Source organism: Roseovarius conchicola (assembly GCF_041403425.1).
In the GTDB taxonomy this organism is placed as follows: domain Bacteria; phylum Pseudomonadota; class Alphaproteobacteria; order Rhodobacterales; family Rhodobacteraceae; genus Roseovarius; species Roseovarius conchicola.
Window position 1 is genome coordinate 1099421 of the sequence record NZ_JBGEHK010000001.1, and the last position, 21339, is coordinate 1120759.

The following is a 21339-nucleotide window of genomic DNA, read 5'->3' on the forward strand; positions in this document are numbered from 1 at the left end:
ACGGTCTAATCGTGGCGCGTCACATCATGCTCATAGAGCCAGTCAAACTGCTGCAACATCGACTGCGGAGCCAGCCGCCCGCCCGTACGCAGGGCCATGTGTGCCGCCCATCGCAACGGGCCAAAGGACAAATGGTACTTCCAGGCATTCCCGGTCGCCGCCTTGATCGCGCGGCATACGCGGGGGCGCCGCTTGGCCTGATAGGCATCCAGTGCGAGCGTATTGATCCCCAACTCGGCCACGGAATCGGCCAATACCCAGGCATCTTCCAGGGCCAGATTCGCCCCCTGGGCCAGAAACGGCAGCGTCGGGTGCGCGGCATCCCCCAGCATCGCCAAACCCTTGCCCACCCAAGTCTTGGCCACCGGGTGGCGAAACAGCCCCCAGATGTGAACGTCGTCAATCCGGCGTAACACGTCCTGCGCTTCGGCCCCGAAATCGCCAAAGGCAGCGCGCAGGCTTTCGGGATCATCTTTGACATGCCAGCCTTCTTCGACCCAGGCCGCCCGTTCCTGAATCGCCACCACGTTCAGAAACTGCCCGTCGCGCAGCGGGTAAACCACCAGATGCCGATGCGGGGCCATGAACAGGCGGGCCACCCGCTCGGCTTTCTTCTCAACAGGTACGACAGCACGCCACGCGACCTGCCCGGTAAAGAAGGGTTTGGTGGTTTCATTCAGCACCGGGCGCATTTTTGAATGCAGCCCGTCCGCCCCAATCACAAGGTCGGCCTCAACCGTTGCGCCGCTTGCGGTGGTAATCTTCGCAGGGGCACCGGGCGTTATACTTTCGACCTGTTGCAAAAGACGAACCCGAACACCTGCCGCGCGGGCACCTTCGGCCAGTGTCTCGATCAGATCGGCGCGGTGGACGAAATGGTAATCGCGCGGCACCTGTCGCGTCAGGTCCAGCCGCAGCACCTCGCCCTTCTGATAGTCCCGCAGGCTGACCGCATCCGCCATCACGGATTTCTCGGCCAATGACCGCCCCAGCCCCAGGGCCCTCAACACCACGAATCCATTCGGGCTGATCTGCAGGCCCGCGCCCACCTCGCGGATCGCATCGGCCTGTTCCAGCACCGTTACCTTGGCCCCGCGCAAAGCCAGCGCGCGCGCCACGGACAGCCCCGCGATCCCGGCCCCGATCACACAGATTTTGCTAGCGGTTATATTCATGGCCCCTCTTTGAAACGAAAAACGCCGGAGCGAAAGCCCCGGCGATGATGATTATCTGTGGTTTTTCGCCTCAGTCGTCGCGATGTACCTTCTCGCGGCGTTCGTGGCGTTCCTGGGCCTCCAGGCTCATCGTCGCAATCGGGCGTGCATCCAGCCGTTTAAGGCTGATCGGCTCACCTGTGACTTCACAATAACCGTATTCACCCTCGTCGATTCGGCGCAGGGCAGAATCGATCTTGGCAACCAGCTTGCGTTGACGATCCCTTGTGCGCAATTCCAGCGCACGATCGGTTTCCTCCGAAGCACGATCGGCAACATCGGGAATGGCACGGGTGCCATCCTGAAGGCCTTCAATCGTATCCCGGCTGCCCGCCAACAGTTCTTCGCGCCAGTCAAACAGCTTGCGGCGAAAATATTCGACCTGACGGTCATTCATGAAAGGTTCGTCCTCGGCCGGGCGATAATCGTCGGGCAGAAATACTTCCGATTTCATGTCAGCTCCCTTATCAAGGCCAACGTCTGGCATAATGATCTCCTCAGACATGTGGCACGTTCTGGCGCCTGATCTACACCTGCAATATAGGTTTGTCACTCCCCAATCACAGAGCATTGATGTGTTTTCGCCTTCGCATTAGGGTGCGCGCGAACCGGGGCCTACCCGGCCTTGAAAGGAAACGATAAATTATGAAATTCCAGGGCACAGACAGTTATGTCGCCACCGACGATCTGACGGTTGCGGTCAATGCCGCGGTGACATTGGAACGCCCCCTTCTTGTCAAGGGCGAACCGGGCACGGGCAAGACCGAACTGGCGCGCCAGGTGGCGGATGCCCTGGGGCTTGAGATGCTGGAATGGAACATCAAATCCACCACCAAGGCACAGCAAGGACTTTATGAATATGACGCCGTCAGCCGGTTGCGCGACAGTCAGCTGGGCGACGAACGTGTGCATGACGTCGGCAACTACATCAAGAAGGGCAAGCTTTGGCAGGCCTTCGAGGCCGACCAAAAAGTCGTGCTGCTGATTGATGAGGTCGACAAGGCCGATATCGAGTTCCCGAATGATCTGCTGCAGGAACTCGATAAGATGGAGTTTCACGTCTATGAAACCGGGCAGACGATCAAGGCGCGGCACCGCCCTGTGGTGATCATCACCTCTAACAATGAAAAGGAACTGCCCGACGCGTTTCTGCGCCGCTGTTTCTTTCACTACATCCGCTTTCCCGATGCCGAAACCATGCGCAAGATCGTCGAAGTGCATCATCCGGGAATCAAGGATGCGTTGCTGACCACTGCCCTGACCCAGTTTTACGAGATTCGCGATCAGGCGGGTTTGCGGAAGAAACCTTCGACTTCCGAGGTGCTGGATTGGCTGAAACTGATCCTTGCCGAGGATCTCAGCCCCGAGGATCTGCGCCGCGACGGGACCGACGCCCTGCCCCGTTTGCACGGTGCCTTGCTGAAAAACGAACAGGATGTGCATCTGTTCGAACGGCTGGCCTTCATGGCGCGCAGACCGCGATAGAGCACTTTCTAGACAGCGCACACGGGATCGTCCCTGCGAACAAAGAAAAAGAACTCAAGTCACTGTTTCGCTTGTGGAATTAATTGCCACAATTTTGCCTTAATTCGTCCTTACCCCGGTCAGGATGAGAAATCATACGTCTTCCCATCCTGTTAGGGATTTGGGCCAGGTGCCGGGCACGAGCAGCAAAAAGAAGCGCCAACCAGGTCTCACCCCCCGAACAGGTCACCATCCCTATGCCTTGCCGGCATGTGGGTCCGAGGTGTTATTATATCGTTGGGGGGGCCTATGCGCCGCGTAATTTTGCCGATTTGTCTGATGTTGGGGGCGTGTGTCCCGGGGGCATCCAATGACACGCCGACGCGTGCGGCCACGTATTCTGAAAGTTCACTCCCGGTGATGAAGGCGTTTTCCGCGCCCCGTCCAGTGCCCCCGACACGCTCGAACAGCGATATCAAGCGCGACTTCATGGACCTGTCTTTCCAGTTGGAATCCGGCCGGATGCTCAGCACCTTTACCCGGTTCGAAGGGCCCGTTTCCGTGCGCGTCACCGGAAGCCCGCCCCCGACGTTGTCAATGGATCTGAACCGGTTGCTGCACCGTTTGCGCACCGAGGCAGGCATCAACATTTCCCGCAGCCGCGCCGGGCAGGCCAACATCACCATCGAGGCCGTATCACGCGCCCAGATCCGCAAGCATCTGCCAAAGGCCGCCTGTTTCGTGGTGCCGAACATTTCCAGCCTGTCGGAATACCGCTCGGCCAAACGTCAACGCCAGACGAACTGGAGCAATCTCGAGTCCCGGCGCAAGCTGGCGATCTTCCTGCCCAATGACGCCAGCCCGCAAGAGGTGCGCGATTGCCTGCATGAAGAGCTGGCACAGGCTTTAGGTCCGCTCAATGATCTCTATCGGCTGTCTGACAGCGTGTTTAACGATGACAACATCCACACCGTTCTGACCGGCTTTGATATGCTGATCCTGCGCGCTTACTATTCGCCCGAGCTGCGCAATGGCATGGCCCGGGGCCAGGTCGAAGCCCGCCTGCCCGCCATCCTCAGCCGCCTGAACCCGGCAGGGGATCAACTGGCACCGCGCTTCACACCCTCGACACCGCGGGCCTGGATCCGTGCCGTCCAGACCGCGCTTGGACCCGGGTCATCGCCCCGGCAACGCCGCACCGCAGGTGATGAGGCGTTAAAAATCGCCGATGCCATGAAATGGACGGATCACCGCCGCGCCTTTAGTCACTTTGCCCTGGGTCGCCTGACCCAGGCCAGCAACCCGCGTTTCGCACAGTCACAGTTTATCGCCGCGGATCGGCTCTATCGCCAAAATCCCGGCACCGGCCTGCACCGCGCCTATACCGCCGCGCAACTGGCCGCCTATGCCATCAGCAGCGGGCGCGGCGAAGAGGCGTTGGCCATGACCGCACCGCATCTGGCCACAGCCGAGCGGCACGAAAACGCCGCGCTTCTTGCCACATTGCTGATGTTGCGCGCCGAAGCGCTTGATCTGACCGGCCGCGTCGCAGAAGCGCAGGCCGTACGTATGGACAGTCTGGGCTGGGCACGCTACGGCTTTGGCGCGGATTGGGCGGTACGTGCAAAACTGCGCGAGATTTCAGCGCTCAGCCCGCTCAAAGGATCGAACGGGTAAACACATCTATGATCGTTTTGTTTGGGGCCATTCTGGGCGCGTTCACCGGCGGCTTACTGGCGCGCCGTCGCAAGGGGCGCACCGCTGATATCCTGCAATATGCCTTTGTCTACGCGCTGATGTTTGCATTGGCGGGCCTGTTCATCACGCTGATCATTCACCGCCTGTCGGTCTAAGCGCGATGTTCCTGCCGTTTTTCGAAAACCTGCGAAACTCCGGCATCCCTGTTTCCTTGCGCGAGTACCTCACCTTTCTTGAGGCAATGGGCAAAGGCCTTGTCACCTACGAGATCGAAGGCTTCTACTATCTCGCCCGCTCGGCCATGGTCAAAGACGAGCGGATGATCGACCGGTTCGATCGTGCCTTTGCCGCCAGTTTCGAGGGGCTTGAAGCGATCAGCCCCGAGCAGGTTCTGGAGGCCGTTGATCTGCCCGCCGACTGGCTGGAAAAGATGGCCGAAAAGCATCTGAGCGCCGAGGAGAAGGCCGAGATCGAGGCCTTGGGCGGTTTCGACAAGCTGATGGAGACGCTGAAAGAGCGGCTGAAGGAACAGCAGGGCCGCCATCAGGGCGGCAACAAATGGATCGGGACAGCCGGCACCTCCCCTTTCGGGGCCTATGGCTACAACCCCGAAGGCGTGCGCATCGGGCAAAACGAATCCCGCCACCAACGCGCTGTGAAGGTCTGGGACAAGCGTGAGTTCCGCAACTTTGACGACACGGTCGAGCTGGGCACCCGCAACATCAAGGTCGCCCTGAAACGTCTGCGCCAATGGGCGCGCGATGGCGCTGCGGACGAGTTGGACCTCGATGGCACCATCCGCGCCACCGCCGAGCATGGCTATCTCGATGTCAAAACCCGCCCCGAGCGGCGCAATGCGGTCAAAGTGCTGCTGTTCCTTGATGCCGGGGGGTCAATGGACCCGCATGTCAAAGTGGTGGAAGAACTGTTTTCCGCCGCCCGCGCCGAGTTCAAGCATCTGGAATCCTACTATTTCCACAACTGCCTCTATGAGGGCGTGTGGCGCGACAATCGCCGCCGCTGGAACGAGGTGACCCCGACCTGGGAAGTGCTGAACACCTACGGGCCGGATTACAAATGTATCTTTGTCGGTGACGCCAGCATGTCCCCTTACGAGATCGCCTATGCCGGTGGCGCCAATGAACACTGGAACGAAGAGGCCGGACAGGTCTGGCTGCAGCGCGCCCGCGAGGCCTGGCCCGCGCATCTGTGGATCAACCCGGTGCCCGAGCGCAGCTGGAGCTACACCCAGTCGATCCAGATGATCCGCGAGATTTTCGAGGATCAGATGGTCCCGATGACCTTGGAAGGTCTTGAGCGTGGGATGAAAGAACTGGTGCGCTGAAGCTGAATGGCTGAACCGCCAATATCCGCTGAAAAACGCAGATACTGGCGGTCCTTACCTCAAGCCAGCGTCAGATTGTGATGGCTTTCGTCTCAAGATACTCATGGAAGCCCATGGGCCCTGCCTCACGGCCATTGCCGGATTCCTTATAGCCGCCAAACGGCACGTCATAATCCCCAGCATTGCCGTTTACGTTCACAACACCCGCGCGCAGCTTACGGCTGACCCTGTGGATCCGGTCCTTGTCCGTCGATTGGATGTAGGCAGCCAGCCCATAAGGTGTGTCATTTGCGATCTCGACGGCCTCGTCTTCGGTGTCGAACGGCAGCACGGTCAGCACCGGGCCAAACACCTCTTGGCGGGCAATGGTCATGTCGTTGTTCACATCCGTAAACAGCGTCGGACGCACATAGTAGCCCGCGTTAAAGCCCTGCGGCCGCCCAAGCCCCCCTGCCGCCAGACGCGCGCCATCGTCGATGCCGGCCTGAATCAAACGCTGAATGTTCTCATACTGGGTTTTGTTGACGACCGGACCAACGTGATCGCCCTCTTTCATCGGGTCATCCACCTTGGTGTTTTCCACGATATCCGTCACCAGATCGACCACCTTGTCATAAACACTGCGCTCAACCAACAGCCGCGAGGCGGCATCGCAGGACTGGCCATTGTTGATGAAACAGCTGTCGACAGAAATCTGCGCGGCTTCTTCCAGATCTGCATCTGCAAACAACAGGTTAGGGGATTTCCCGCCCAGCTCCAGCGTGACGCGTTTGATCGTGTCCGCCGCTGCCTTGGTCACCGCCTTGCCAGCACGGGTCGAGCCTGTGAACGACACCATGTCGATATCCGGATGGGTCGAAATCGCCTCGCCCACGGTCGGGCCATCGCCGTTGATCATGTTGAAGACACCGGGCGGACAGCCCGCCTCTTCAATCACCTCGGCCAGCATGATGGAACTCAGCGGTGAATACTCGCTGGGCTTCAACACGATGGTACAGCCGGCGGCCAAGGCTGGCGCGACCTTGATCATCACCTGGTTCACAGGCCAGTTCCAGGGGGTGATCATGCCCACGACGCCCACCGGTTCATCGACAAGGGTAGATCCCCCTCTCAGCGACGGGCGCTCGAATTCATGGGCCTTGAGCGCCTCGATAGCGGCCTCCATATGACCAACACCCACGGGCATATGCACATCGCGCGAAAACGAAATCGTCGTGCCCATCTCGTGCGACATGACCCTGATGAATTCCTCGGCGCGCTTTTCATAGGCCACAATCATGCGTTCCAGCAGCGCAACACGCTCATCAACCGTGCTGAATTGCCATGTCTTGAATGCCTCTTTGGCCGCGGCGGTCGCCGCATCAACATCCGCCTTCGATCCAAGCGCGATGGTCGCAATGACCTCCTCATTGCCGGGGTGAATGACGTCAAAATCGGTGCTTTCGATGGGATCGACCCATTTGCCGCCTATAAAGAACTTCTTCCAGTTTTCCATCCTGATCATCCTATCTGGGGGTTGCCTCTCTGCACACCTGGCGAAAGCTGAGGGCTTCAACTTGAGTATGTATCGTAAAGGCGCGATTTAAAGGCCATACTGAACACAAACAGACAGCGTCTTAGCCGTATGAGACACTAAGCCGCTATTTCACGCGTTCTTCAAGCTGACACCCTGCCCCACCCAGCGAACAATCGACCGCCCGGTGGCGTTGGACCCTATCGAACGACCATGCAACTGCACGGGGCAGAATGGCTCACCTTGTAGGACACGCTGCCATGAAGCAGGCTTTCCCCGGTCCCCAACCCGCGACTTCCAAGCACGACCAGGTCGATCTCTCCATGTTTGGCCGTCTGCACGATCTTTCGCGCCGGGTCGCCGTCCAGCAGGATCAGCTCCGTCTTCCCAACGTTCTTTGCCTCGGCGATATTTCGTCCACGATCAAGAACCTGCTCACCGATTTCGATCAGGGTCTCTTTCGAGACAACGGGTGGGAAAAACGCGCTACCCGCGCGCTCGGCAATGGGGTTTTTCTTCGGGTCAAGCTCATCGCGGGCCGTCTGGCTGAGCGCACTGGTGTCCACGGTGGCGCGCAATTGCTCAAGCAAGGGCCCGCGCCACATCACGTATTGAAGAACAAGCTCTGCCCCCAACCGGCTGGCAACGTCGCTTGCCAGCGCGACCGCACGATCCGCAGCAACCGATCCATCTGTGGCCACGAGGATGCGTTTGACTTCAAGTGCGCCGCTTTCTTCCCCCTTGCGATGAACGGTCAGACAGGGGCATGGCGCGTACTCAAGCACTTTTTGCGAAACACTGCCAAGAACCAGGCCCTTCAACTCGCTAAAACCGCGACTGCCCATCACGATCAGATCGGCAGATGTGCGTTCCACGTGATGGAGGATCTGCTCGCCCGCGCCACCCAGGGCGATAACCGTTTCGACCTCTTTCACGCCTTTGTCTTCGGCTTGTTGTTTCGCACTCTCAAGCAGGGACTTTCCAAGAAAGCCGATAACCCTCAGGTAATGTGACCTGTGCGGCGGAACTCCGGTATCCAGACCATCTGCCTCGGCGTCGCTCAGCTCTCTTGAGGCGGCGTTGTAACGTTCTTCAGGCACGTCTTCGTCCCCGACTGCAGCGTTAATCAAAACCAATCGGGCTTCATATCTGGCGGCAAGGTTTGTCGCCAAATCCAACGCCAGCTGTGCGTGTTTGGAACCATCTATCGGAGTCACAATTGTTCGTAACATTGGTTATCTCCTTGGTCATGCGATACGTAAGGATTCCCGTTTGAGGCAAGCATCTCGTGCGCTGCAGGCAACGCATAATCAGTTTAATGCGTCCGGGCGGCCTGCGTTTTGATATTGGTCAATCCAAGTCATGCAGGCTCGACGCGGCAATCGTGCCTGAAACGCTAGCCCTCGGCCTTGGCCTCACCCGCCATCTTGATCAGGTGATAAAGATGCCAGGTCGCATAACCCAGCAGAGGCAACACCAGAAACAGTCCCAGAAACATTGGCACCATTGCCAGAAAGGTCAGCACAGCGATGAATATCCCCCAGGCCAGCATCGGACCGGGATTGCCCATCACGGTGCCAAAGCTGGCAATCATGGCCGAGACAAAGTCGATCTCACGGTCCAGCAGCATCGGCAGGGACAGCACCGTGATCATGTAAAGCAACAGGGCAAACAACCCGCCCACCACGGTGCCCACGGTCAGCATGCTTAGACCTTGCGACGTAAAGTACACCTCGTAACTACTTGAAATATTTGTCATTGTCGAAAAGCCAAGGAACAGAGCAAAGATCATATGCGCCAGGAAGAACCAGAACAGGAATACCATGATGATGATCACGCAGATCGACGGCAGCTGGCGGCGGCCCTGATAAAAGATGATCCCGAAAATCCCCTTCCATTCCAGTGGCCAGCCTCTGTGCAAGCGGTTTGAGACCTCATAAAGGCCAACGGCTGCAAACGGCCCGATCAATGGAAAGCCAACGGCGGCAAAGATCAGCCAATAACTGTGCCCGGTGATCCAGGTGATCGACAACATGATCCAGCCGAACACCACGTAAAACCCTGCAAAGACAACGGCATATCCCGGCGCACGCCGGATATCGGCCCAGCCCCGGCGCAACGCCTCGCCCATCATTGAAAACTCCACGCGCCCCAAGGGCGGCACGCCGTGTTCGCGCGCTCTTGGCTCTTTCATCTTAGGTCCTCCCGTTGCGCATAGCTTAGCAACGCAACGCCCATGCGCAACGGTTTAAGTGAATTGGATCAAAGCGGTGGCGGACGTTGACCCGGCCAATCCGTGGCACGGTGATAGGCCTCGGCCAGTTCCAGAACAGCGCGGTCATTGCCATAAGCCCCGGCCAATTGCACACCCATGGGCAGGCCGCGCGACCCAAACCCGGCGGGCACAGAAACGGCAGGCAATCCAATCAGGCTGACCGGGATCACGCATTCCATCCAGCGGTGATACGTGTCCATTTCGACCCCGGCCACGTTGCGCGGCCATGTCGTTTCAACCGGGAAGGGCCAGACCTGTGCCATGGGCAGGGCCAGCGCATCGAACCGCTCAAACAAACCCGCGACATGGGTAAACCATTCCGATCGAATGACGCTGGCGCGCTGCACCTCCATCGCGCTCATGGCCAGGCCGCGCTCGGCCTCCCAGATCGCTTCGGATTTCAGCTGTCCACGGGTTTCCTGGTTGTCCATCAGCGGCGCCAGCCCGGTGGCCACGCTGAAGCTGCGCAAAGTGGTCCAGCTGTCCCAAAGCGCATCGCGCGAGAACGGCGGGGCCAGCGGTTCAACCTCACAGCCAAGCTCGTGAAACACGTCCAGCGCGTCCTCACAGAGCGGCAAAATCCCGTCTTCATAGGGCAATGCCCCGCCCCAATCCGCCAACCAGCCTATGCGCTTGCCCGTGACATCGCCACTCAAGCCGCCAATCTTTTCCCCGGGCAGCCCGCCCGGCTGGCGCGGGTCCGGCCCGGCCATCACATCCAGCAGCAGCGCCAAATCAGACGGGCAGCGCGCCATCGGGCCATTGGTCGATAGCCGGTGCAGGAACGTATCGCCCTCGGGCGTGTCCGGCACCCTGCCCCAGCTGGGCCGCATGCCATAGACGTTGTTCCACCCCGCCGGGTTGCGCAGAGACCCCATCATGTCCGACCCATCGGCGATGGACAGCATACCGGTTGCCAGCGCCACCGCCGCCCCGCCACTGGACCCGCCACAGGTGACCGAGCGGTCATAGGGGTTCAGCGTGGTGCCATGAACGGGGTTGTAAGTATGGCTGCCAAGGCCAAATTCGGGCGTGTTGGTCTTGCCAATGATAATCGCCCCGGCGGCGCGGATACGAGCGACATGAAGACTGTCCTGATCGGCGATCTGACCGGCGAACGAGGGCGAACCCATCGACGTCGGCAGCCCCCTGGCATCGGCCAGGTCTTTGATCGCAATCGGCAAACCGTGCAGCGGTCCAAGGGCATCGCCCTGATCCACCGCGCGGGCCTCGGCCAGCAATTCGGCCTCGCCGCGCAGCGACACGATGGCATTGACCGAAGGGTTCACTTCGGCAATCCGTTCCAGCGTGGCCTGCATCACCGCCTCGGCGCTCAACTGCCCCGAGGTCATCGCAGCAACCTGATCGGCAGCATTCATGGTAAGACTGTCTGACATGGGCCTATCTGGCCTCACGGGGCGTGGCGATGCAAGGGCGGGTTTACTCGCCCTGCGCCTCGGCCCGGCTTTTGCCACTCACATCCATCGCCAGCGTGGCGGCCATGAACTGATCCAGATCCCCGTCCAGCACGCCTTTGGTGTCGGAGGTTTCGACGCTGGTACGCAGGTCTTTGACCATCTGGTAGGGCTGCAGCACGTAAGAGCGGATCTGGTTGCCCCACCCGGCATCCCCCTTCGCCTCATGCGCCTCGTTGATCGCCTGATTGCGTTTATCCAGTTCCAGCTGATAAAGCCGCGATTTCAGCGCCTTCATGGCAATATCGCGGTTCTGGTGCTGGGATTTCTCCGAGCTTGTCACGACGATCCCGGTGGGATGGTGGGTGATCCGCACCGCCGAGTCGGTTTTGTTGACGTGCTGACCGCCCGCGCCGGAACTGCGATAGGTATCAAGGCGGATATCGTTGGGGTTCACCTCGATTTCGATATCATCGTCCACCACGGGATAAACCCAGACCGAACAGAACGACGTGTGCCGCTTGGCCGCGCTATCAAACGGGCTGATCCGGACAAGGCGGTGCACGCCGCTTTCGGATTTCAACCAGCCATAGGCGTTGTGCCCGCTGATCTTGTAGGCGGCCGATTTGATGCCCGCCTCGTCGCCGGATTGTTCGGATTGCAGCTCGACCGTGTAGCCGCGTTTCTCGGCCCAGCGGACATACATCCGTGCCAGCATCGAGGCCCAGTCACAGCTTTCCGTGCCCCCAGCCCCGGCATTGATTTCAAGGAAGGTGTCATTGGCATCCGCCTCGCCGTTCAACAGCGCCTCAAGCTCTTTCGCCGCCGCTTTCTTGGCCAATGCGCGCATGGCGTTTTCGGCCTCTTCAACAACCTCGGCGTCGTCTTCCATCTCGCCCATCTCGATCAATTCGGCATTGTCGGACAGCTCTTGCTTGATGGAATCGTGGGTTTCCATCGCATCAACCAGCGACTGACGCTCGCGCATCAGCTTCTGCGCCTTGGCCGGATCGTCCCACAGGTTCGGGTCCTCGACCCGCGCGTTGAACTCTTCCAAGCGATGCGGCGCGGTCTCCCAATCCATCCGCTGGCGCAAAAGCTCCAGCGAGGTTTCGATTTCGCCCATCAGGGTCTGGATTTCAGCGCGCATTATTCGATCCCGGTCTGCTCAGACTTGGGTGATAGCGCAGGCCCAACAGTCGGGCAAGCATTTGACCAGTTCGGACGCTCTATTCAGTGGCAACTGGCGAGACAACCCAGCTGTTGATCAATGCCCGCAGAGCCTGATCCTGTGGAATCCATCTGGTGTCGTAATCTACGGAACTGCGAAACTTGTATCTCACTCCAAGCCGTTCGTGCAGGCGGTAGTCCACTTGGCAAAATCCAAACCAGCTACAACGTGCGCTAATTGGATGACCTTGCGGTGCCAGGTAGTGATCGGGGAAATAGAAAGTCCCAGCGGCGAAACGACGTCCATGGTAAGACATAATCAGCCGATCACCCTTGGAATTCAGCCGACGAAATCCATTTGCGACCGGAAGCCATTCGCTGTCTGGAAGATAGTTTCCTTTATAGAGCCCCTCTGAAACCGATTGCCTCAATCCACCAATCAAAGTTAAAGCAACCCCACCCTCCAAGGCACGCGGGGCACCCGCCTTTTTTAATGCAACCGCGAATTTGTGCTGCATACCGGATGAGTAGGCCTGGCTGACTGGCACCGGCTCCTCCTGACATCCGGCATCATGCAATGATCCCCGACCATCGCGCGCGATCAATGTCCATGAGGCTGGGTTGGGCAGCGACATGATCACTTCCCCGCCATTGGGTTGATCCGGCGCGAACATGTGGATTTGTATTTCCAGCGTTTCGCCATAGCAGGCATCAATTTCAGACGCGCGGACTGCGCCATTGGACGACATGACCATTAGAACAAGACAGGCTGTCCAAAAGGATTTCATCGGTGCGGTCCTATCTATTCCCCGGAAGGGGCGGATTGCAGCCCTGCTCAGTACAACCCACCCGAGCTGATCGACCCAAAGGTCGCTTTCTCGCCCACTGTCGCGGTGTCGCCGGTCGAGGTGGTGATTTCCCGGATCACTTCGGTTTCGCCCGAGCTGAACAATTCCAGATCGTCGCCCATGGCAAAGCCGCCATCGAACATGATGCCGAACATGAACTCTTCGCCCTCGCGGAAACACTCGGAGACAACATAGTTGCCGCTGGCATCGCTGGACAGGCGCGCGCCGGTAAAGCGGTCGATCTTGATGAACTCGCAGCCCTCGGGCACGGCGAACTTGCCGCCCCCGTATTTCTGCGTGGCCTCGGTCATGAACCGTTGGAACACCGGGCCACACATGGTGCCACCATAAGCGCCACGCCCCATCGGGCGGGGTTGGTCAAAGCCGATGTAACACCCGGCAACGATATTGCTGGTAAAGCCAACGAACCACACGTCCCGCGCCTCGTTGGTGGTCCCGGTCTTGCCCGCCACGGGCACCGGCAATTTAACATGGGCCGAGGCCGTGCCGCGTTCGACAACGCCGCGCATCATCGAGGTCAGCTGATAGGCCGTCACCGCATCCATCACCCGTTTGCGGTTCGAGACGATCCGCGGACCACGGTTTTCGGCGATATCGGCAACGTCACAATCGGTACACTCACGCTGATCATGGCGATAGACGGTCTTGCCATAACGGTCCTGCACGCGGTCCACCAGGGTCGGCTCGATCCGCTCCCCGCCATTGGCGAACATCGCATAGGCGGCCACCATCTTGTAAAGCGTGGTTTCCTCGGACCCCAGCGAGTTGGCCAGGAACCGGCGCATGTTGTCATAAACGCCAAAGCGTTCGGCATAATCGGCAACCACATCCATGCCGACCTCTTGCGCCAGACGGATGGTCATCAGGTTCCGGGACTGTTCGATCCCCGTACGCAGGGGCGTGGGCCCATAGAACTTGTTGGACGAATTGCGCGGCCGCCACAGGCCTTGCGGCGTGTTGATTTCGATCGGGGCGTCGACCACGATTGTGGCGGGTGTATAGCCGCTGTCCAATGCTGCCGCGTAAACGAACGGTTTGAAGCTCGAGCCGGGCTGACGTTGCGCCTGCGTGGCGCGGTTAAAGACCGAATGCTGATAGGAAAACCCGCCCTGCATGGCGATCACGCGGCCGGTATGCACGTCCATCGCGACAAAACCGCCCTGCACTTCGGGCACCTGCCGCAAGGTCCAGCGCACAAACGCCCCATCATCGGTCATCCGGCGCACATGCACCACATCGCCGACCTCGAACTCGTCCTGGAAACTGCCGGGCAGCCAGCCAATGTCCTTGCGCGGCACCACGTGAGGTTCTGCCTCGGTTTCCTCGACCCCCTCGATGCCGATGCGCATTTGCTGATCGCCGATCTCCAGAACCACGGCAGGATGCCATTTGCCGTTCAGATTAACATCGCGCGACACCTCGACCTCGGCCAAGGCCGCGCGCCATGCCGCTTCGCTTTCCAGCGCCTCGGGAGGCAGCTTTTCGCCCGTACCCCGCCAACGGCCACGGCCCCGGTCATAAATCTCAAGCTGAAGCTGCAGGGATTGCGCCGCAACCTCCTGCATTTCCGGATCAATCGTCGCGCGCACCGCCAGACCGCCGGTAAAGAACTCGCCTTCACCGAAATCGCGGCTCAGCTGACGGCGGATTTCATCGGTAAAATAATCGCGCGGTGGCAGGGACTGGGCGAAAGGCTCAAAATCGCCGTTCTGGACCGAGCGGACCGGCTGCGCCACTTCGACCTCGTACTCGGCCTGGGTCAGATACCCGTTCTCCTTCATCTCTTCGAGAACAAAGTCGCGCCGCGCGCGCAGGCGGTCTTTCTGGCGGACCGGGTGATAATCCGAAGGCGCTTTGGGCATCGTGGCCAGGAACGCCGCCTCATGCGGGGCCAGTTCACTTAAGGGTTTATTGAAATAGGTCTGCGCGGCGGCCGCCACGCCATAGCTGTTCTGGCCCAGGAAAATCTCGTTCAGATACAGTTCAAGGATCGCCTCTTTGTCCAGCGTGTCCTCGATCCGCGTGGCCAGAATGATCTCTTTGATCTTGCGCTCGATCCGCCGGTCCCCGCTGAGCAGGAAGTTCTTCATCACCTGCTGCGTGATGGTTGAGGCACCGCGCACCGTCTGGCCCCGCGTTCGAACCGCTTCGACAAAGGCCGCTGCGATCCCGCGCGCATCATAGCCGGCGTGGTTGTAAAAATTCTTGTCTTCGGCCGAGATAAACGCGTTCTTGACCAGGGGCGGAATATCCTCGGCCGGGGTGAACAGGCGGCGTTCGGTGGAAAACTCGTCGATGATCCGCCCCTGCCCGGAATAGATCCGGCTGATCGTCGGGGGCGTGTAATTGGCCAGGCTTTCGTGGCTGGGCAGGTCCTTGCCATAGATATAGAAGACCGCACCGATACTCAGCGCGATCAGCATCACGCCCAGCGTCAGAAGGCTGAACAATGTGCCGAAAAATGTCAGTATGGCGCGTAACACGAAAACCCCCGGTAAACGATATGGTTCATATAGGCATCGGGGCTTGCGGCGTCAAAACACAATAACGGGGAAATGTGCCGCTTTCCGCGCATCTTCATTGCCGCACCAGATCGGCCGTCGCCTCATCCGCCTGACGCCAGGCGAAGATCGCATCGCGAATACTGGCCGCCATCGCTGCGCGCCATTCCGGGTTCTGGATATTGGTGCGGTCCTTTTCGCTGGACAAAAACCCCAGCTCCAAAAGAACAGAAGGCACATTGGGTGATTTCAGCACCGAGAATCCGGCCGAACGCATGGGACGCGTGTTCAGCTTCAACTGACGTTGCTTGATACCCAATCGCAGCGCCTCGGCCAGCCGCTCGGCGCGCGGCTGGGTTTCCTGACGGGACAGATCAATCAATACATCCGCCACCACGTCATCCTGCCCGCTCAGGTCGACCCCGGCCAGAATATCAGCGCGGTCATGCCGCTCTGCCAGTGCCGCGCTGGCCTTGTCCGAGGCTTGTCGCGATAGGGTATAAACGGTGGCGCCGTGGGCGTGCCCTTCGCTTAGGGCGTCGGCATGGAGGCTGAGAAACAGATCGGCCTGCAGTTGATGGGCGATGGCAACGCGGCGGTCCAGCGACACGAACCGATCATCCGTGCGGGTCAGGATCACATCCACATCGCCCGAGCGGACCAGAAGTTCTTGTAACTCAAAGGCAAATGTCAGCATCAGGTCTTTTTCCAGAACCCCACCCTGATCCGCCCCGGGATCAATACCGCCATGGCCCGGGTCCAGCACAATGGTGAACCGCTCGGGCTTCGCTGTCACCTGCGCGGCGGTGTCGCCCCCCCAAATGGCACCCTCGGGGGCCCCGGCAAGGGCGGCAAATTCCTCGACGCTGGTCCGGCTCAGATCCACGCGCAACAGCGCGCGGCCCGTTTCGGCATCGATATCCATATCCGCAGTCTGCAGCATGAAAGGCCCGCCCAGATCGACCACCATGCGCGACCATCCAGGGCCGAACGCACCAACACGTACCGCGCTGACGCTTTCGCTCTGATCCAGGGCCCCGGTGTCAGTTCCGCTCCAGTCAATCTCGCGAAAATCCAGCACCAGCCGTTCCGGTTCAGAGAGGGTGAACAGCCGGTAAGGCACCCCCTGGCTCAGAGTGAATTCCAGCGCAATGCCGCCACGGGTATCGGTGATCGACGAATTTGCCTGGTCCAGTCGTGCCAAACCGCTGAAATCCTGCGCAAACGCCCCTGCGCCGCACAGGCTCAGCATCATTGCCAAAGCTCGAAAGATCATACTGCTCACCGCCGGTATCCGGTCTGTTTGAACAGGGTATATCACCCTCAAAAGAGTCGCGCGACAAAGAACTTGGTAAATGGCGAGGGCCTGCGGCCTGTTAACCGGGCTGTGACTTCACTTTGAGCGTGCCTCCATAAAAGCCCTCAATCTTGCCAGACCTTCCTCGATATCTGCGGTCGCGCGCGCATAGGAAAACCGGAGCGTGCGATGGCCGCGCACCGGGTCAAAATCCAATCCCGGTGTCACCGCCACGCCAGCCTGTTCCAAAATCTCGGCGGCAAAGGCACAGCTGTCCTCGGTGATGTCCGACACGTCCGCATAGACATAAAACGCCCCATCCGGTGGGGCAATCTTGGTAAACCCGGCCTTGGGCAACCCGTCCAGCATCAGCGCACGATTGGCGCGGTAGACGGCCATGTTCGCCTCAAGCTCACCAGTACATTCCATCGCGGCAAGAGCGGCCACCTGGCTGGCATGCGGTGGGCAGATAAACAGGTTCTGCGCCAGACGCTCAATCCCGCGCACATGGTCCTCGGGCACAACCATCCAACCAACACGCCAGCCGGTCATGCTGAAATACTTGGAAAACGAGTTGATGACGTAGACCTCGTCGCTGATCTCCAGCGCGCTGACAGCTTTTGCCTCATACTCGATCCCGTGATAAATCTCGTCACTGATGAAACTGGCCCCCTGCCCGGCGCAAACCTCGATCAACCCCCGCATCTGATCATGGCCCAGCATCGTGCCGCTGGGATTGGCCGGGCTGGCCACCATCAACCCCTTCAGATCGCGCCCCTCCAGATCGCCGGGAACGGGTTGCAAACGGTTCTCCGCTGCGGTTTCGATATCCACCGGCACCAGGTCAAGGGCGCGCAGGATCTGACGGTAGCTCGGATAGCCCGGCGCGCCGATCCCGACCCGGTCACCCGTATCAAACAAGGCGGTAAAGGCCAGAATGAACGCCCCCGATGAGCCCGAGGTGACAATCACCCGCTCGGGGTTCAGATCAATCCCGTACCACTGCTGATAAAGCCGGGCGATCCGCGCGCGCAGTGCGGGCAGGCCCAAAGCGACCGTATACCCCATCGGATCATCGTTCATCTGCCGCGCCAACGCATCGCGCGCACCTTGTGGCGCGGGCGTTCCCGGTTGCCCCACCTCCATGTGAATAATGTGGCGTCCGGCGGCCTCGGCAGCGCGGGCCGCCTCCATCACGTCCATCACAATGAAGGGATCAACCTGGCCGCGGCTTGAGTTTCGCATATGTTTGTTCCTAAGTTGGGTGGGCACGCCCGTTTCACCTTGATTAGCCGGACCAGTCAATGCACCTTCTTCGCCTCACCCTGATTGCCGCGATCCTTATGCTGGTGGCTGGCGCTCCGGCGCGCGCACTGACCTTGTTGCGCGATCCGGATATTGAATATGCGTTGAAACAGCTCTCCGCGCCTGTGCTGAAGGCCGCCGGGCTTAGCCCGTCACGCACCGATATCCTGATCATTGACGATCGCAGCCTCAATGCCTTCGTGGTGGATCGTAACGCCATCTTCATCCATTCCGGTCTGATCCTGAAAATGGACAATGCCGCGATGCTGCAATCGGTGATCGCGCATGAGGCAGCCCATATCGCCAATGGCCACCTGGTGCGCCGGCCCATCGCGGTCCGCAATGCCCGCACGGCAGCCGGTATCGGCGCTGTCTTGGGGGCCGCGGCAGGTGCAGCGACGGGCCGGGGCGAGATCGGTGCCGCAGCGGCCTTGGGCGCGCAATCCTCGGCCCTGCGTCAGCTTTTCGCCCATACACGGGCCGAGGAAAGTGCCGCCGACCAATCGGGGATGCGATATATGGCGAATGCCGGAATCGACCCGCAAGGTGCTGTTCAGGTCATGGATATTTTCCGCGGACAAGAAGCCCTATCGGTCAGCCGCCGCGATGCCTATGCCCGCACGCACCCGCTGTCGGCGGATCGCTACCGCGTGCTGCAACGGCTGGCGGCGGGCTATGCGGATCGCAAACGCGACAATCCCACTTACGACTACTGGTTCGCCCGGGCCAAATCCAAATTGTCGGCCTTCCAACGCTCACCCAAATGGACGCTGCGCCGGGCGGGTGAGTTTGGCTATCAGGATATCAAACTGATGCGTCAGGCCGTGGCCTATCATCGCCAGTCGAACCTGCGCAAATCGCTGCCCGCCATCGACAAAGCCATCAGCCTGCGGCCAAACGACCCTTACCTGCACGAATTGCGAGGACAAATCCTGATGGAAAGCCGTCAGGTCAAACCGGCGGTTTCGGCCTATGCCCGGGCTACCAACCTCAATCCCAACAACGCCCTGATCCTGGGCGCTTATGGCCGGGCGCTCTTGGCCGATGGACAGGTTAAGAAAGCCGCGCAAATCCTTGAAAACGCGCGCGCAAGAGACGGTCGAGATGGCCGTGTTCTGCGTGATCTGGCCGCGGCAAATGCCAAGCTGGGCAATAACGGCATGGCCTCGGTTCTGACCGCCGAGCGATACGCGATGGGCGGTCGGCTGAAAGATGCCGGGATTCACGCCCAACGCGCCTCGGACCTCTTACCCCGCGGATCCGCCGCTTGGCAGCGCGCGCAGGATGTGCTTTCTGCATCCCAAGCTGCCGCCCGAAAAAAATAACAACGGAGACACCTGTCGATGACCCGCCTTTCTCTGACTGCCACGGCCACGGCCCTTTGCCTGGCCCTGCCCGCACAGGCCTTTGATCTGGACAACATGAGCGATGCCGAACGCGACAGTTTCCGCACCGAAATCCGCAATTACCTGTTGGAAAACCCCGAGGTGATCATGGAGGCCGTTGCGGTTCTGGAACAGCGTGAACAGGCGGCACAGGCGGAGAACGATAACGAACTGGTGCAAGCCAACACTGATGCCCTGTTCAACGATGGATACTCATGGGTGGGCGGCAACCCCGAGGGCGACATCACGCTGGTCGAGTTCATGGATTACCGCTGTGGCTATTGCCGCCGTGCCTTTGAAGAAGTCGAGCAGCTGATCGAGCAGGATGGCAATATTCGCCTTATTCTCAAAGAGTTCCCAATTCTGGGTGAGGAAAGTGAACTGTCGGCACGGTTTGCAATCGCCACGCAGCAGCTGGCTGGCGAGGACGCCTACAAGGCCGCCCATGACACGCTGATGGCCTTCACCGGCCCGATCAATGAAACGTCCCTGTCGCGCGTCGCGGATACGCTGGGTCTGGATGGCGCCGCCATTCTGGACCATATGAGCAGCGATGAGGTCACCGAAGTGATCACACAGAATCGACAGCTGGGTCAGAGATTGCAAATCTCGGGCACACCGTCTTTCGTGATGAACGATCAGATGCTGCGCGGCTACCTGCCACTTGAGGGGATGATGCAGCTGGCCGAGGAAATCCGCAGCCAGTAAATAAAGGCACCGTTACTCGGCCGCGTGGGCCTCGCTCGCTCCTGCATCTATCTCGGCGGCGCGTTTTTCGACCTCTTCGACAATATGGTCGATCATTTGATCGTTTGACATCTTGTGGCTGGCCTTGCCCGCCAAGTACACCATACCGCTGCCGGCCCCACCTCCGGTAAAGCCGACATCGGTCATCAGCGCCTCGCCGGGGCCGTTCACCACGCAACCGATGATGCTCAGGCTCATCGGGGTCTTGATATGCTCCAGCCGTTTTTCCAGCGTTTCAACGGTTTTAATCACGTTGAACCCCTGCCGCGCGCAGGACGGACAGCTGATGATGTTCACACCGCGATGGCGCAGGCCAAGCGCCTTCAAAATCTCATAGCCCACCTTGATCTCTTCCACCGGATCGGCAGACAGGCTCACGCGGATCGTGTCACCAATCCCCATCCACAGCAGGTTGCCCAATCCAATGGCCGATTTCACCGTTCCGGTGGTGTAGGCCCCCGCCTCAGTAATCCCAAGATGGATGGGGGCGTCGGTCGCATCGGCCAGTTGCTGATAGGCAGCGGCGGCCATAAACACGTCGCTGGCCTTCACGCTGATCTTGAATTCGTGGAAATCATGGTCCTGCAGGATACGGATGTGATCGAGACCGGATTCCACCATCGCATCCGGACACGGCTCGCCATATTTGTCCAGAAGGTGCTTTTCCAAGGACCCGGCATTTACGCCGATCCGCATCGAGCAGCCATGATCGCGGGCGGCGTTGATCACCTCTTTCACGCGCTCTTCGCTGCCGATATTTCCGGGGTTGATGCGCAGGCAGGCCGCGCCCGCCTCGGCCGCCTCAATCCCGCGGCGGTAATGGAAATGAATATCTGCCACGATCGGCACGGGCGATTCTTTTACGATATCTTTCAGGGCTTTAGAGCTGGCTTCGTCCGGAACCGAAACACGCACGATATCCGCACCAGCATCGGCAGCGGCCTGCACCTGCGCCACCGTGGCAGCCACATCGGTGGTGTCGGTGTTGGTCATGGTCTGCACGCTGATCGGTGCGCCCCCGCCCACAGGGACAGGCCCAACATGGATCTGGCGGCTTTCGCGACGGTCGATGTTACGCCAGGGACGAATGGGATTGTGGGTCATCGCAAGGACACCTCGATGAAGCTCGTTTTAAGTAAGA

18 protein-coding genes are annotated in these 21339 nt (G+C 59.8%); 6 read left to right on the forward strand and 12 right to left on the reverse strand.

What is annotated here, in order from left to right; translation table 11 throughout:
* Positions 1 to 5 precede the first annotated feature (5 nt).
* Positions 6 to 1175 (reverse strand): FAD-dependent oxidoreductase, encoded by a 1170-nt coding sequence (locus V6N02_RS05365; protein WP_371224460.1) that lies wholly within the window; start codon positions 1173 to 1175, stop codon positions 6 to 8.
* Between the two features lie 70 nt (positions 1176 to 1245).
* On the reverse strand, positions 1246 to 1719 hold the full coding sequence (dksA, locus tag V6N02_RS05370) for an RNA polymerase-binding protein DksA (protein ID WP_371224461.1): 474 nt from the start codon (positions 1717 to 1719) through the stop codon (positions 1246 to 1248).
* 140 nt (positions 1720 to 1859) lie between these two features.
* Here dksA and V6N02_RS05375 point away from each other — a divergent pair, with 140 nt between their 5' ends.
* The 4 genes from V6N02_RS05375 (at position 1860) to V6N02_RS05390 (ending at position 5721) form a co-directional block, all read left to right on the forward strand.
* Positions 1860 to 2699 (forward strand): AAA family ATPase, encoded by an 840-nt coding sequence (locus tag V6N02_RS05375; RefSeq protein ID WP_371224462.1) that lies wholly within the window; start codon positions 1860 to 1862, stop codon positions 2697 to 2699.
* A 288-nt stretch (positions 2700 to 2987) separates the two neighbouring features.
* Positions 2988 to 4355, forward strand: coding sequence for a DUF2927 domain-containing protein (locus V6N02_RS05380; RefSeq protein ID WP_371224463.1), 1368 nt, complete (start codon positions 2988 to 2990; stop codon positions 4353 to 4355).
* A gap of 8 nt (positions 4356 to 4363) precedes the next feature.
* Entirely contained in the window at positions 4364 to 4531 is a 168-nt protein-coding gene (locus V6N02_RS05385; RefSeq protein ID WP_371224464.1) for a hypothetical protein, read from the forward strand.
* A 5-nt stretch (positions 4532 to 4536) separates the two neighbouring features.
* On the forward strand, positions 4537 to 5721 hold the full coding sequence (locus V6N02_RS05390) for a vWA domain-containing protein (RefSeq protein WP_371224465.1): 1185 nt from the start codon (positions 4537 to 4539) through the stop codon (positions 5719 to 5721).
* 70 nt (positions 5722 to 5791) lie between these two features.
* Here the strand turns inward: V6N02_RS05390 and V6N02_RS05395 are convergent, their stop codons facing one another.
* From V6N02_RS05395 to V6N02_RS05435, 9 genes are all read right to left on the reverse strand, one after another.
* Positions 5792 to 7216, reverse strand: coding sequence for an aldehyde dehydrogenase family protein (locus V6N02_RS05395; RefSeq protein ID WP_371224466.1), 1425 nt, complete (start codon positions 7214 to 7216; stop codon positions 5792 to 5794).
* A gap of 218 nt (positions 7217 to 7434) precedes the next feature.
* A complete protein-coding gene (locus tag V6N02_RS05400; protein WP_371224467.1) occupies positions 7435 to 8466 on the reverse strand; it encodes a universal stress protein in 1032 nt (343 codons plus the stop codon).
* 164 nt (positions 8467 to 8630) lie between these two features.
* Positions 8631 to 9428: a DUF2189 domain-containing protein gene (locus V6N02_RS05405; RefSeq protein WP_371224468.1), complete on the reverse strand. Its 798-nt coding sequence runs from the start codon at positions 9426 to 9428 to the stop codon at positions 8631 to 8633.
* 68 nt (positions 9429 to 9496) lie between these two features.
* Positions 9497 to 10906 (reverse strand): amidase, encoded by a 1410-nt coding sequence (locus tag V6N02_RS05410; protein ID WP_371224469.1) that lies wholly within the window; start codon positions 10904 to 10906, stop codon positions 9497 to 9499.
* A 43-nt stretch (positions 10907 to 10949) separates the two neighbouring features.
* Positions 10950 to 12074, reverse strand: a complete 1125-nt coding sequence (gene prfB, locus V6N02_RS05415) for a peptide chain release factor 2 (protein ID WP_371224470.1) — start codon at positions 12072 to 12074, stop codon at positions 10950 to 10952.
* A 79-nt stretch (positions 12075 to 12153) separates the two neighbouring features.
* A complete protein-coding gene (locus V6N02_RS05420; protein WP_371224471.1) occupies positions 12154 to 12882 on the reverse strand; it encodes a hypothetical protein in 729 nt (242 codons plus the stop codon).
* 47 nt (positions 12883 to 12929) lie between these two features.
* Positions 12930 to 15446 carry a penicillin-binding protein 1A gene (locus tag V6N02_RS05425; protein ID WP_371224472.1) on the reverse strand — a complete coding sequence of 839 codons (2517 nt, stop codon included), beginning with the start codon at positions 15444 to 15446 and terminating at the stop codon, positions 12930 to 12932.
* 94 nt (positions 15447 to 15540) lie between these two features.
* Entirely contained in the window at positions 15541 to 16740 is a 1200-nt protein-coding gene (locus tag V6N02_RS05430) for an N-acetylmuramoyl-L-alanine amidase (RefSeq protein WP_371224573.1), read from the reverse strand.
* Positions 16741 to 16857: 117 nt separating this feature from the next.
* Entirely contained in the window at positions 16858 to 18006 is a 1149-nt protein-coding gene (locus tag V6N02_RS05435) for a pyridoxal phosphate-dependent aminotransferase (RefSeq protein WP_371224473.1), read from the reverse strand.
* A 59-nt stretch (positions 18007 to 18065) separates the two neighbouring features.
* Here V6N02_RS05435 and V6N02_RS05440 point away from each other — a divergent pair, with 59 nt between their 5' ends.
* Positions 18066 to 19391 carry a M48 family metalloprotease gene (locus V6N02_RS05440; RefSeq protein WP_371224475.1) on the forward strand — a complete coding sequence of 442 codons (1326 nt, stop codon included), beginning with the start codon at positions 18066 to 18068 and terminating at the stop codon, positions 19389 to 19391.
* Positions 19392 to 19409: 18 nt separating this feature from the next.
* Positions 19410 to 20159, forward strand: coding sequence for a DsbA family protein (locus V6N02_RS05445; protein ID WP_371224476.1), 750 nt, complete (start codon positions 19410 to 19412; stop codon positions 20157 to 20159).
* A 12-nt stretch (positions 20160 to 20171) separates the two neighbouring features.
* Here V6N02_RS05445 and ispG read toward each other — a convergent pair whose 3' ends face one another.
* Positions 20172 to 21302 carry a flavodoxin-dependent (E)-4-hydroxy-3-methylbut-2-enyl-diphosphate synthase gene (gene ispG, locus V6N02_RS05450; RefSeq protein WP_371224477.1) on the reverse strand — a complete coding sequence of 377 codons (1131 nt, stop codon included), beginning with the start codon at positions 21300 to 21302 and terminating at the stop codon, positions 20172 to 20174.
* Positions 21303 to 21339: the final 37 nt, after the last annotated feature.